At 64.9% G+C, this 12,330-nt stretch carries 12 protein-coding genes; 6 read left to right on the top strand and 6 right to left on the bottom strand.

Features of this window, described 5'->3' with window-relative positions; genetic code table 11:
• The first annotated feature begins 62 nt into the window (after positions 1-62).
• Positions 63-938: an ATP-grasp fold amidoligase family protein gene (locus NOV72_RS26335; RefSeq protein ID WP_106857473.1), complete on the top strand. Its 876-nt coding sequence runs from the start codon at positions 63-65 to the stop codon at positions 936-938.
• Positions 939-961: 23 nt separating this feature from the next.
• On the opposite strand, the gene NOV72_RS26330 is transcribed toward NOV72_RS26335, so the two are convergent.
• The 3 genes from NOV72_RS26330 to NOV72_RS26320 all read right to left on the bottom strand — a co-directional run bounded on the left by NOV72_RS26330 (position 962) and on the right by NOV72_RS26320 (position 2,842).
• A complete protein-coding gene (locus NOV72_RS26330) occupies positions 962-1,537 on the bottom strand; it encodes a 4'-phosphopantetheinyl transferase family protein (RefSeq protein ID WP_146150048.1) in 576 nt (191 codons plus the stop codon).
• Positions 1,538-1,755: 218 nt separating this feature from the next.
• The gene (locus NOV72_RS26325) at positions 1,756-2,151 is read right to left on the bottom strand and encodes a hypothetical protein (protein WP_245933158.1); all 396 of its coding nucleotides are present in this window, start codon (positions 2,149-2,151) and stop codon (positions 1,756-1,758) included.
• Positions 2,152-2,230: 79 nt separating this feature from the next.
• The gene (locus NOV72_RS26320; RefSeq protein WP_106857470.1) at positions 2,231-2,842 is read right to left on the bottom strand and encodes a nitroreductase family protein; all 612 of its coding nucleotides are present in this window, start codon (positions 2,840-2,842) and stop codon (positions 2,231-2,233) included.
• 156 nt (positions 2,843-2,998) lie between these two features.
• Here NOV72_RS26320 and NOV72_RS26315 point away from each other — a divergent pair, with 156 nt between their 5' ends.
• Positions 2,999-3,847, top strand: a complete 849-nt coding sequence (locus NOV72_RS26315; RefSeq protein WP_106857469.1) for an MOSC domain-containing protein — start codon at positions 2,999-3,001, stop codon at positions 3,845-3,847.
• On the opposite strand, the gene NOV72_RS26310 is transcribed toward NOV72_RS26315, so the two are convergent.
• Genes NOV72_RS26310 through NOV72_RS26300 form a run of 3 tightly spaced genes read right to left on the bottom strand, consistent with a single transcriptional unit; the run spans position 3,844 to position 8,253 of the window.
• Positions 3,844-5,217 (bottom strand): efflux transporter outer membrane subunit, encoded by a 1,374-nt coding sequence (locus NOV72_RS26310; RefSeq protein ID WP_106857468.1) that lies wholly within the window; start codon positions 5,215-5,217, stop codon positions 3,844-3,846. The two genes, NOV72_RS26315 and NOV72_RS26310, sit on opposite strands and share 4 nt — an antisense overlap.
• A gap of 7 nt (positions 5,218-5,224) precedes the next feature.
• On the bottom strand, positions 5,225-7,189 hold the full coding sequence (locus tag NOV72_RS26305) for a MacB family efflux pump subunit (RefSeq protein WP_106857467.1): 1,965 nt from the start codon (positions 7,187-7,189) through the stop codon (positions 5,225-5,227).
• Positions 7,183-8,253, bottom strand: a complete 1,071-nt coding sequence (locus NOV72_RS26300) for an efflux RND transporter periplasmic adaptor subunit (RefSeq protein WP_245933157.1) — start codon at positions 8,251-8,253, stop codon at positions 7,183-7,185. The genes NOV72_RS26305 and NOV72_RS26300 overlap by 7 nt, the downstream gene beginning before the upstream one ends.
• 504 nt (positions 8,254-8,757) lie before the next feature.
• On the opposite strand from NOV72_RS26300, the gene NOV72_RS26295 reads away from it, so the two are divergent.
• The 4 genes from NOV72_RS26295 to NOV72_RS26280 are packed head-to-tail and all read left to right on the top strand — an operon-like array spanning position 8,758 to position 12,205.
• Complete coding sequence (locus tag NOV72_RS26295) at positions 8,758-8,994, top strand: MbtH family protein (RefSeq protein ID WP_106857465.1); 237 nt, start codon at positions 8,758-8,760, stop codon at positions 8,992-8,994.
• 3 nt (positions 8,995-8,997) lie between these two features.
• Positions 8,998-9,774, top strand: coding sequence for a thioesterase II family protein (locus NOV72_RS26290; protein WP_106857464.1), 777 nt, complete (start codon positions 8,998-9,000; stop codon positions 9,772-9,774).
• The gene (locus tag NOV72_RS26285) at positions 9,762-10,724 is read left to right on the top strand and encodes a TauD/TfdA family dioxygenase (RefSeq protein ID WP_106857463.1); all 963 of its coding nucleotides are present in this window, start codon (positions 9,762-9,764) and stop codon (positions 10,722-10,724) included. Before NOV72_RS26290 ends, NOV72_RS26285 begins: the two co-directional genes overlap by 13 nt.
• Positions 10,725-10,774: 50 nt before the next feature.
• Positions 10,775-12,205: a cupin domain-containing protein gene (locus NOV72_RS26280; protein ID WP_106857462.1), complete on the top strand. Its 1,431-nt coding sequence runs from the start codon at positions 10,775-10,777 to the stop codon at positions 12,203-12,205.
• The last annotated feature ends 125 nt before the right edge of the window (positions 12,206-12,330 follow it).

Here is a 12,330-nt window from a genome sequence, read left to right as displayed (position 1 = left end):
CCAATGAAACAGTCTCCACTATTCATCTACACACATGACTGGACATCTTCCGAGGATTCCGGATGCTGCTTGCGAAGACACTCATCGGCGGTGCGAAGGCGTGCTTGCCGGATTCCGTATTCCTGCGAATCGCGCATCGTCATAAAGTCGGGCGATTTCCTAACATACGGAATCCCGAAACGTTCAACGAAAAGATTCTGTATCGATGTCTCTATCCTGATCCTCGCTATATCGATCTCACCGACAAATTGAAAGTGCGCGAGTATGTCGCGCAAAAAGTCGGTCCGACACATCTCATCCCTTTGATTGCGAATCCGGAAGCTTTCACTGAAGACGTCTATGAGCGCCTTCCGTCCGCGTTCGTCATGAAAGCAAACCACGGCAGCGGCTTCGTCAAGGTCATCAAGGACAAGAACGACACGCCGTTTCAAAAGCTCGCGGCGCTGTCGAAGCAGTGGTTATCGACGCCCTTTTATAGAGTGGCGCGCGAACGTCATTACCGCACGATCGAGCCGCGTATTTTCTTCGAAAGCCTTCTGCTCGACGAAGACGGGAAAGTTCCTGCCGATCTCAAGGTCCACGTGTTCAATCGGCCGTCGGGTGAGCAGACCCTGTTCATCACCGTCATTTCGGACCGATTCGGCGCCATCCCTCGCGGCGACACCTACGATGCCGCCTGGAAGTGGCAGGACATCTGGGTCGGTCACTATCCGCGCAGCGAAACGCCCGCGCCTCCGCCCGAGAACCTGGATTCCGTGATTTCGGTTGCACGCGCCCTGGCGAGTGAATTCGAGTATGTAAGAGTCGATCTCTACGAATCGAACGGAAACATCTATTTCGGTGAGCTAACATTTACGCCGGGAGCGGGCGTGTTCCCGATCCGTCCGGACGAGGTGGATTACGCATGGGGCCGGCTCTTTGATGTGGACCTGCGGTGACACGGACAACAGTTCGAAGCGCTTCAGCGCGTCAATAGATAACCGCTGCTGCTCGTCCATCCGAACCCGTGTACCTGTTCCATCGGATACGGCGCGGTCAATGTGAGCAGATTCGACCCGGCCATCGGCAGATCGACGAGATGCCAACGATGGTCGGAAGGCGCGTCGAAGCGATATGACGCATCTTCGTTATCTAGCAGGGCTCCGGACACATCCTTCACGTCTGCTTCGATGCCCGCATCGCGCAGGCTCGACTGCCGCACATGCGCGCGAACGGTTCGCCATGCGTCGGTCTCCTGCTGCATGTCGCCGCTGCGATAGTCGGCGCTCACGGACGCAAGTCCGATACGCGAGCGCGACACACCGATCACCGTCCATAGCGCGACATGAGCAATGGCGATCGACCACTGCCCCTGCCGCGACGCCAGTTGCACGCGTCCGCCGAAGTCCTCCGAGAGCTCGATTTCTGCCGCACGCCTGCCCGTCAAACCGGACAGGATTTCACGAAGCGACGCACGTTCCACGGCGAAACGTTTGCTGAGCGGCGATTTCGGAAAACGGGCGACGCGTGCGGCTTCGGCCTTCGAGAGACTTGCCATACCCTCGATTCTGGACACGCGCTTCCATTCCGTGCGAAATCTCCATAAGTACACCGTAGCATCGCTGGAAAGAAGCTCGTCGGTACGGGGGCGAAGACTGAGCGGATGGCCGATGAAACGCGGCGCCTCGCTGCGCCATAACCAGCCGGCCGATGAGCCTTTGTCCGTCGTGTCGCCGATTTCGAGAACTGGAAGCGTCGTGACTTCGGTCATTTCGTTCAATGGAAGTATGTGGCGCGGCGTGCGCGTTTGCTCACGATCACACCTGCATCGAGAAGCGTCATGGCAAACCAGTGCGTGTTATCGGCAAGACGATCGATGGCGGACGATGTGATCCAGTCCGTCAGCAGAACCCGCGCAGCCATTCGATCGTTCGATTGAAGACACGCGATCGATTGGAGCAGCCGCGTTTCATCGCCGGCGAATTCATGAGCGCAGCGGCAGCGTATATCCAGCGGACGACGCGCAGCCCGCGCCAGCTCGGCCATGAACATGTCGAAACGATGCAGTCCGTCGCGAGTCGGTCCGATCTCGCTCAGCACATCGCGCCAGGTTTGGCTGCCGCGCACCGCGTCGCAATGCGGCCGAAACCAGGCGCGGACCGCGTCGATCACGAGTTGATCGCTTGCGTCGGGGTAATGCGCAAGCGCGTCGTCGAAAAGAGAGTTGTCCCGCATCGGAAGCATGCCGTGTCTACGGCGCGACGCCGTTCCATTCGCGCAGATGCACGCCGCGCTCGGGCCGCTTCATGCGCTTGGGCGCCGATCCCGGCGTGCCGACAAAGAGGAAGCCGAGAAGTCGTTCCGACGCCTGAAAACCCAGCGCGCTACGCAGATTCGCATCGTAGGCATCGGGGCCGGTCGCCCAGAATCCGCCGTAGCCGAGCGCGTGGATCGCGTTGAGCATGTTCATCGTGGCCGCGCCGACCGACAGCAATTGCTCGATCTCCGGAATGTGCGATTCAGCCGATACGGCCGCGCCGAGCGCGATAATCATCGGCGCGGCCTGCGCGCGCTGCCGCCGATGCTCGTGCGTTTGCGGAGGTTCGTCCGGCTCCCGCGCGCGGGCGACATCGACGAGCACTTGACCGAGCGCATCGCGCGCCGCGCCACGCACGACGACGAAACGCCACGGACGCAGACGGCCGTGATCGGGCGCTCGCAAGGCGGCGTCGATGATGAGCGAGAGTTCGTCGTCGTTCGGTGCGGGCTCGACGAGCGGCCAGTGCGACTGACGCGTGAGCAGCGACTCCAGCACGATCCGTGCGTCGCGTTCCGAACGTTCGTATGTCAAGACAGCGTTCATAGGCGGCGTGGCCCTCGCAAAAAAATTGAAGGTAGATGATCGAACAATTTGTCTCTAAATGCAAATCATTCGCATCTGAAGTCGATTCGCGGTGCGGCTTGCGCGGCGGATTTCGGCGCATGAAGATCGATCAATCCCCGGCAAAACTCAAACTTCATGCCTCACATCAGCGCGCTTTTCGTCTATCCCGTGAAATCGTGCGGGGCGATTCCTTTGCATCAGGTACGGCTCGAGCCGCACGGGCTGCCGTGGGATCGTCACTGGATGGTCATCGATTGCAATGGCAGGTTCGTGTCGCAGCGCGAATTTCCCGCGATGGCGCGCATCCGCCCGCAACTCGCCGAGCGCGGGCTCGTGCTGAGCGCGCCCGGCGCGCATACATCGCTCGAGATTCCATACGACGCGTCGATCGCGCGCGAGCGCGTCGCGGTGAGCGTCTGGCGCGACAGCTTCGTCGCGCAGGACGAAGGCGATGCCGCCGCGCGCTGGTTTTCCGCGATCCTCGGCGCGCCCGTGCGTCTCGTGCGGTTCGCCGACGACGTCACGCGCCTCGCGAGCAAGACCTGGACGCTCGACGCCGACGCGCCCACGCAATTCGCCGACGGCTTCCCGCTGCTCGTGACGAATCAGGCATCGCTCGATGAACTCAACGCGCGTCTGGACGCCAAGGGCGCGCCCGCGATCCCGATGGACCGTTTTCGTCCCAACATCGTGCTGAGCGGCCTCGACGCCTTCGAGGAAGATTTCATCGATACCTTGACGATCGACGGCATCGCGCTGCGCATGGTGAAACCCTGTGCGCGCTGTCCGATCACGACGGTCGATCAAGCGCACGGCACGCGTGACGCCCGCTGGCCGAACGAGCCGCTCGACACGATGTTCGGCTGGCGGGCGAACCCGCGCGTGGACGGCGGATTGACGTTCGGGCAGAACGCGATCGTGGTCGAAGGCATCGGCAATGAACTGCGCGTCGGCGCGCGGGCGAGCTTCGAGTTCGCCTTCTAAGGCACGGCGCGCCATCCGCCGCCGAGCGCGCGATACGTCGATACCGCCGCCTGCAAGCGCGCCAGATGCAGTTGCACGTGCTCGTCCTCGGCGGCGTAGAGCGTGCGCTGCGCATCGAGCACGGTGAGCGCCGTCTCCGCGCCCGCGCGATAACGGCTCTGCGCGAGTTCGAGCGTGCGGCGCGCCTCGCGCAGTTCGTCGTCCTGTGCCTGCGTTTGAGCATCCGCGCCGGCGCTCGCATTGAGCGCGCGTTCCACGTCGGAAAACGCCGCGACGATCGACTGCCGGTACGCCGCAAGCAATTCCTCCTGTTGCGCGAGCGCGAGATCGCGGCCCGCGGCGAGCGCCCCCGCGTTGAAGATCGGCGCGGTCAAACCTCCCGCGACGGTATAGAGCGGATTCTCGAAGATGCGCTGGATGCGGTCGCCACCCGTGCCGACGGATGCCGTGAGCGTCACGGTCGGAAACATCGCGGCGCGCGCGGCGGCGACATCGGCGTGCGCGGCGGCGAGTTGCGCTTCCGAAGATGCCACGTCGGGCCGGCGCACCAGAAGCGACGAAGGCAAGCCCGTATCGACGGCGGGCGCCCGCAGCGAATCGAGCGAATGCGTCGAGACGGCGAAGCCCGACGACGGCACGCCGAGCAGCGTGGCGAGCGATGCTTCGCTGTCGTTGCCCTGCTGATGCAGCGCGGCCATCGCGCGCTGCTGCGATGCCACGAGCGTGCGCTGCTGCGCGGCGTCGAGCGCGGTGACGAAGCCCGCGCGATACTGCGATTCGACATTGCGCAGGATGCTGCGCGCCGTATCCAGATTGCGCGCGGCGATGACTTCGCGTTCCCGCAACGCGACCGTTTGCAGCCATGCGTTCGCGACGTCCGCCGTGAGCGTGACCTGCACGGTCGCCCGATCCGACTCGGATGCGCGCACGCGCGCGATGGCCGCATCGCTCGTTGCGCGATTCTTGCCCCAGAAGTCGATCTCGTAGCTCGCCGACAAACCCGCGTCGAAGGCGCTGCCGCTCGGCAGCTCGTCGTTGACCATGAAGCCGCCCTGACGGCTGGCGTCGGCGAATCCGCTGACGTTGGGAAAGCGCGCGGCGCCCGCGATCCGTGCGTTCGCGCGCGCCTGCTTCACGCGCGCGATGGCGGCGGCGACGTCGTAATTGCCCGCCGATGCCTGCGCGACGAGCCGATCCAGTTCGTCGCTGCCGAAGCGGCGCCACCAGTCGGCGGTGACGGAATCGCCGCTCGACGCATCGGGCGCATAGCGATATGTCGCCGGCACCGCGACATCGGGCGCGGGCGGCGGCGGATTGCTCAGGCATCCACCGAGCGCGACGACGAGCGCGAGCACGAGCAATCGTTTCATCGCGTCCTCACTCGCTCGACAAGGCAATGACCGGATCGAGCCGCGCCGCTCTGCGCGCCGGCATGAAACCGAAGATCAGCCCGGTGACGAGCGCGCACGCGAATGCGCCGAGGATCGCGCGCACGGAGAAGATCGTCGGCACGCTCGCCGCGATCAGCACCGCGCCGATCAGCACGCCGATGAGCACGCCCAGCGCGCCGCCGATGCCCGATATGAGCGTCGCTTCCGTGAGGAACTGGCGCATGATGTCGCGTTGCCGCGCGCCCGTCGCGATGCGAATGCCGATCTCGCGCGTGCGCTCCTTCACGGTCATGAGCATGATGTTCATCACGCCGATGCCGCCCACGAGCAGCGAAATGCCCGCGATCAGACCGAGCATCAGCGTGAGCATGTCCTGCGTTTCGCTCTGCGCCTTCACGGAGGCCGCGCGGTTGTAGATCTGAAAATCGCGCACGTGATGCGCGCGTTCGAGCATCGTGCCGATCTGCTGCGCGGTCTCGGCGGCGAGATCGAGCTGATCGATCAGCACCGAAATCCACGACAGATGCGTCGTGCCGAGCACGCGCCGGCTGCCGGTGGAATAGGGGACGAGGATCACGTCGTCGTCGTCGGCATCGCCCGAGGTCGCGCCTTTTTCTTCGAGCTCGCCGATCACGAGAAACGGCACGTTGTTCACGAGCACATGTTTGCCGACAGGATTGGACTCGCCGAAAAGCTTCTCGCGCACGCGCTTGCCGATGAGCGCCACGGTGGCGAGATTGCGCTCGTCGTTCGCGTCGAAGAACACGCCGCGCACGGGCTTCCAGTTCAGCACGCGCGAGGCGTCGGGACTGACGGACCACAGGCTCGTGCGGATATCGGCGTTGCCGGAGCGCAGCGTCACCTGGCCCGAAAGAAAGGGCATCGCGACCGCGACGTTCGGCACGTGCGCGACGCGCTCGACGTCGGCCGGATCGAGCGTGCCGCCCGGACCGCGCGCATTGTCGCCGCCGGGCGTCACGTACATGCGGTTCGTGCCGAAGCTCGCCAGCTTCGCGATCACCTCGCGTTCCGCGCCGCGCCCGATCGCGAGCATCACGATCACCGACGCCACGCCGATGATGATCCCGAGCAGCGTCAACAGCGTGCGAAAGCGGTTGTTCCACACGACGCGCCACGCGGCGCGCAGCGCTTCGTGCACGTCCGCGAGCAGGGACGCGGTGTGCGACGCGCCTCTGGACATCGACGCGAGCAGCGCCGTCGCGTCGAGCACGCCGGGGCGCGGGCGTTCGCTTGCGTGGTCGCTGGCCGAATCGGCGACGATCTGCCCGTCGCGAATCTCGATCATGCGCCGCGCCTTCGCGGCGACCTGCCGGTCGTGCGTGATGAGGATGATCGTGTGACCGGCATCGGACAGTTCGCCGAGCAGCGCCATGACTTCCGCGCCGCTCTTCGAATCGAGCGCGCCCGTGGGTTCGTCGGCGAGCAGAATGTGGCCGCCGTTCATCAGCGCGCGCCCGATCGATACGCGCTGCTGCTGCCCGCCCGAAAGCTGATTCGGCCGATGATCGAGCCGCTCGCCGAGCCCGAGGCGCGAAAGCAGTTCCGTCGCGCGCGCGCGGCGCGCGTCCGGAGTCGCGCCGGAATAGATCGCCGGAACTTCCACGTTTTCGCGCGCCGATTCCGTCGCGATCAGGTGATAGCCCTGAAACACGAAGCCGAACGCTTCGCGGCGCAGCCACGCGAGTTCGTCGGCGTTGAAGCTCGTCACGTCCTTGCCCGCAAAACGGTAGCGTCCCGACGAAGGCCGGTCGAGACAGCCGAGGATATGCATGAGCGTCGACTTGCCCGACCCCGACGCCCCGACGATCGCGACGAACTCGCCCGCTTGGATCGACAGGGACACGCCGCGCAGCACGTCGACGGGCGGCTCTTCGCCGCCGCCGCCGTACGACTTGCGCACGTCGCCCAGTTCGATGAGCGGCGTCACCATTGGAACTTGCCCTCGGCGGCGCGCGCGCGCCGGATGCCGGTGACGAGCAGCTCGCCCGGCGCGAGACCCGAGCGCACTTCCGCGTTGAGGCGGTCGCGCACGCCGACGCGAATCTGCCGCGTGACCGCACGCCCGTTTTCGAGCACCTGCGCGGTGTAGAGATCGTTCGATCCGGCGACGGGCGCGATCGCCGACAAGGGCGCGATCACCACGTCGTGCGCCTGTTGCGCCACGAAAAACACTTGCGCGCTCATTTGCGGCATCAGTTGCTTACCCTCGTTCCGCACGTCGAAGAGCACGGTGTAGAGCACGACCTTGCCGGTGTTGATCGCGTTGGCGGCGGGCGATGCCTGCTGATCGTTCGATGGCACCACCGCGTTCGGCGGCGCGGGCAGGATCTGCCGCACCGCGCCCGTCCAGCGGCGATCGGCGCCGAGCGTCGTGAAATAGACCGGCATGCCGGGCGTCACTTTCAGGACGTCGGCTTCGGAGACTTGCGTCCAGACGGTCATCGTCGAGAGATCGGCGATACGCAGGATGACCGGCGTCTGATACGTCGCGTTGAGCGTCTGGCCTTCGCGCGCATCGAGCGTGACGATGGTGCCGGCCATCGGCGCGTAGATCTTCGTGTAGCCGAGTTGCGCTTCGTCGCCCAGCAACGTGGCGCGCGCGCCCTCGATCTCCGCGCGCAAGTCGTCGATGGTCGCCCGCGACGATTGCAGCGCCGCATACGCGCTTTGCACGTCTTCGTCGCGCGTGGAGCCTTCCGCCGTCATGCGCCGCTGGCGCTCGTACTGATGCTGCGCGAACACGAGCTTCGCTTCTTCGCCCACGAGCTTCGCGCGCAGGCTCGTGAGCGCGGAGCGGTCCACGTCGAATTTGGCCTGCTGCACGCTCGGATCGATTTCGACGAGCAGTTGCCCCTTCTTCACGATATCGCCCGGCTGCACGGTGATGCGGCGAATTTCTCCTGACGCCTGCGAACCGATGTCGACATAGCTATGCGGCTGCAGCGTGCCCAATGCGGCGACGCTCGATTCGATATCGCCACGCGCGATTTGCACCGTATCGATTTGCTCCGTAGTCCGAAAGAGCAGCGCCCAGAACAGAAGGGCGAGGCAGGGAGCGGCGAGCAACAGAAGTAACCGAAGGGATCCGCGTGTCAGGCGTCTCATTGAATGTTCGAATGAAGGAAGGGGCGTCGGGATTCGCGCTGCATGGCAGATTCGGACCGCGAATTTCCGTCGGCCGCTGAGTATAAACAATTCTCATTTATCGGCAAACAAGCAAAACGCGCTGCCGACCGAACGTTCGATTTCGCGGGTCCGAGCGGCCCTTTTCAGCGGAATGGAAATCGATTTCGCACAAAAAGTCTTGACATCCGAAGGGGCGGGCACTAACTTTCGACGTCTAAATAGGAACCATTCGCGTTTACAAAGTGTAAGCTTTTATAAAGGTTGGGCGCTGCCAAGGACGAGAACGGCCGTCGATTTTCAGTTCACGACGGCGTCACAACCTTGAATGATTCTTAATCACACACTGGAAAAGCCTTTACAAGGGAGCAGGCAATGAGTTGGGGCGATGACAACGCGGTCTTCCACGTCGTGATGAACGATGAAGAGCAGTACTCGATCTGGCCGGACTTCAAGGCGATTCCGCCGGGCTGGCGCGAGGCCGGCAAGTCGGGGAAAAAGGAAGAATGTCTGGCCTGGATCGACACGGTCTGGACCGACATGCGCCCGCTGAGCCTGCGCAAGCAGATGGCCGAGGACGCAGCGCGCCAGGCCCGGCAGCCGGCGGACTGAGCGATGGCCGCTGTCATCGACGGCGCGCGCGCGAAGCCCGTGTCGCTGATCTGTCTGCCGCACGCGGGCGGCAACGCGCTGCTGTACCGGCACTGGCCGCAAGCGCTCGCGACGCGCGCACGCGTGCTGCCGCAGGACTTGCCCGGTCACGGCGCACAGCGCGCGCTCGCGCCGCTCACGCGCTGGCCGGAATTGACCGACGCACTCGCAACGCGCGTTCTCTCCGAGCTCGACGCAAACGTTCCCTTCGCGGTGATGGGTCATAGCATGGGCGCGCTGGCCGGCGTGGCGTTGATCCGTGAGATCGAACGGCGCACCGGAAAACAGCCCGTGTGGTTCGGCGTGTCGGCGTGCATCGCGCCTTCGCGGCGTGTGCGCGAGACGCACTGGCTCACCTGTACACGCGAGGCGATGATCGCGCGGTTGCGCGAACTGGGCGGCACGCACGAAGCGCTGCTGAACGACCGCGAGTTCATCGATTTCATGCTGCCCGTGCTGCGCGCGGACTTTCACTTGTGCGGCACGTATCCCGCGCGCGCGCATGCCGGGCCGCTGCCGTGTCCGATCGACGTGTTCATCGGCCGGGACGACAGCGCGACCGCGAATCGTGACGACGTCGCCGCCTGGGCCGATGAAACGCGCGGCCGCTGCACGGTGCACGACTTCGACGGCGGGCATTTCTACCTCGACGAGCAATCGAGCGGCGTGCTGGCGATCGTCGAAGCATCACTTGCCGATGCCGGCGCAATGCAACCTGACTGCGAAACATGGACGCTGTGATCAACACCACGGACGAGCGCGCGATCGAGTGCAACGGCACGCGCGTGCTGGAACTTCGCCCGAAGGATGGCGGCCCGCTCGACGCGTTCATGCCCGCGTTGCAGCCGCGCATCGAGCGCGGCATGCGGGAATTCGGCGGCGTGCTGCTGCGCGGCTTCGATGCACTCGGCGCCGACGGCCTCGACGATATCGCGTCGCGCTTCGGGCCGACGCTGCACGCCTACGAATTCGGCTCGACGCCGCGCAGCAAGATCGGCAAGGGCGTGTTCTCGTCGACGGAATATCCCGCGGATCAATGGATCGACCAGCACAACGAGCAGTCGTACACGCTGCGCTGGCCCGCATCGATCTTCTTCTACTGCGAAACCGCGGCGGAAGAAAACGGCGCGACGCCCGTGGCCGACAGCCGCGCCGTGTATCGGCGGCTCGATCCCGCGCTGCGGCGGCGCTTCGCCGAGCGGCAGATCATGTACGTGCGCAACTACGGCAACGGACTCGATCTGCCGTGGGAGCAGGTTTTCGGTACGAGCGATCGCGCCGAAGTGGAGCGCTATTGCCGCGCGAATCGCATCGCCTGCGAATGGCTCGACGACGGCGACGCGCTGCGCACGCGTCAGGTGTGCCAGTCCGAGCTGCGTCATCCGCTGACCGGCGAGACCGTGTGGTTCAACCAGGCGCATCTGTTCCATGTGTCGAACCTGCCCGTCGATGTGCGCGACGCGCTGCTCGAAGTCGTCGACGAAGACAGGCTGCCGCGCAACACGTTCTACGGCGACGGCACGCCGATCGAACCCGCGACGCTCGACGAGATTCGCGCCGTGTATCGCGACACCATGCTCGCGTTCGCATGGCAGCCGGGCGATCTGCTCGCGCTCGACAACGTGCTGATGTCGCACGGACGCGCGCCGTTCAAGGGCAGGCGGCGCGTGCTCGTCGCCATGACGGGCTGAAGGCTCACGCCAAACCGCAAAGACTCATACAAGCAAAGGACATTCACATCATGACGCTGGCCGTGCCACCGCTTTTCGATTTCTCGTCGTTCGACGGGCAGAGCGAGCACTATCTCTCGCTCATCAAACAGTTCGCCGCCGCGACGCCGTTTCGCAGCGCGACAGTCGACGAGCTCGTGCTCGACGGCGATTATCATCGCCGGCCTTTGCGTCCCGAGGACTTCGAATTCCTCAAGTTCAGAAAGCCGGTGCGCAGCCACAACGTGAGCCGTCTGCCGGCGCTCGCCTCGAACCGTACGCTGATGTCGATCTACGAGCTCGATGTCGCGCGCCTGCCGAAGTCGCCGGATGCCGGCGAGTGGGCGCGCTACATCGATTTCTATCGCGACGGCACGCGCGCGCTCGGCGCGCAGATCGCGCCGTTTCTCGAAGCGTATGCATTCGACTATCTCGCACTCGACGCCGATGCCGCCGTAAGCCTCGATGCGGCGGCGGCGCGTCTCGCGGGCATCGTCGACGAGGAAAGCGCGTTCTGGGAAGCGAGCTTCGCGCGCCTCATGCGCAACGATTATCTCGAAGAGGGCTTGCGCTTCATCATGGTTCAGCGCTGGGCGCTCGCGGTATCGAAGCGCCGTGCGTTCGCGCGCGCGAATGCGGGCGGTCTCATGGACTTCGTGCCCGCCGATGCGCGCCCGACGCTCGACGGCGACCTGCCCGACGATGCCTTGCTGAAGCGCATCGCGAGCTTCGTCGGACTGACGCGCGAGCAGCACGCGTACTGGCAGTTCTATCTGCCGACGAGCCTCGCCAAGTGCAATCTGCTCTATGCGCTCGCGCGCCGGCCGGATCGCGCGTTCGCGTTCGTCGGGGCCGCGTTCGCGGCAGAGGCGGAGTGGCTCGCGTTCGGCATCGGGCTGGAGCGGGCGTGCGCGCATCTTCAGCCGACGGGCCGCAAGCCCGCCGATCCCGCCGCGCGCCGCGCGGAACTGGCCGCACGCTTCACGCGCGCGTTCGGCGAGGCCGCGCAACGTTACGGCGATGCGGCCGTCGCACAGGGTGTGCAGGGCGTCGTGGCGGGCGAACGCATCGCGGAGCGCGGACGCTGGGATCTCGGCGAGCAACTGCGCTGGCTCTCGGCCATTCGCCGCTATGTCGAGTTCGCGCATCGCATCAGCAAGCGCATCGATGCGGAGTGCCCGGACATCGATCGCGAAACCTTCGTCGAACCGCTGGAGATGTGCTCGACGACGCATGTGCATAACGACCATCGCCTCGTGACGATCCAGGAAGGCGACATGCTGTTCTGGGGCAACGTCGGCATGCAGCTCGACATGCATCCCGGCGACATGGTCCTGATTCCCGATGGCCGTCTCCACGGTTCCACCGTGACGTCGCCGGAATGCACGTATCACCAGCCGATCATTCCCGACGACTGGGTGCAGACGCTCGTCGCCGAACTGGACGGCAAGACGCCAGCCTGAATCCGGCGACGGGCGCGGCCCGCATTCCAGGCGCTTCCGCAGAAAGCGCCGGCATACACCCCACAACTCGAGCAACGTTGAACGCCCGCATGAGAACAAAAAGCGGGCGCGGACGGGGCGCGCCC

The organism is Caballeronia novacaledonica, from assembly GCF_900258035.1.
GTDB lineage: Bacteria > Pseudomonadota > Gammaproteobacteria > Burkholderiales > Burkholderiaceae > Caballeronia > Caballeronia novacaledonica.
This window is presented reverse-complemented; position numbering and strand designations above follow the sequence as displayed.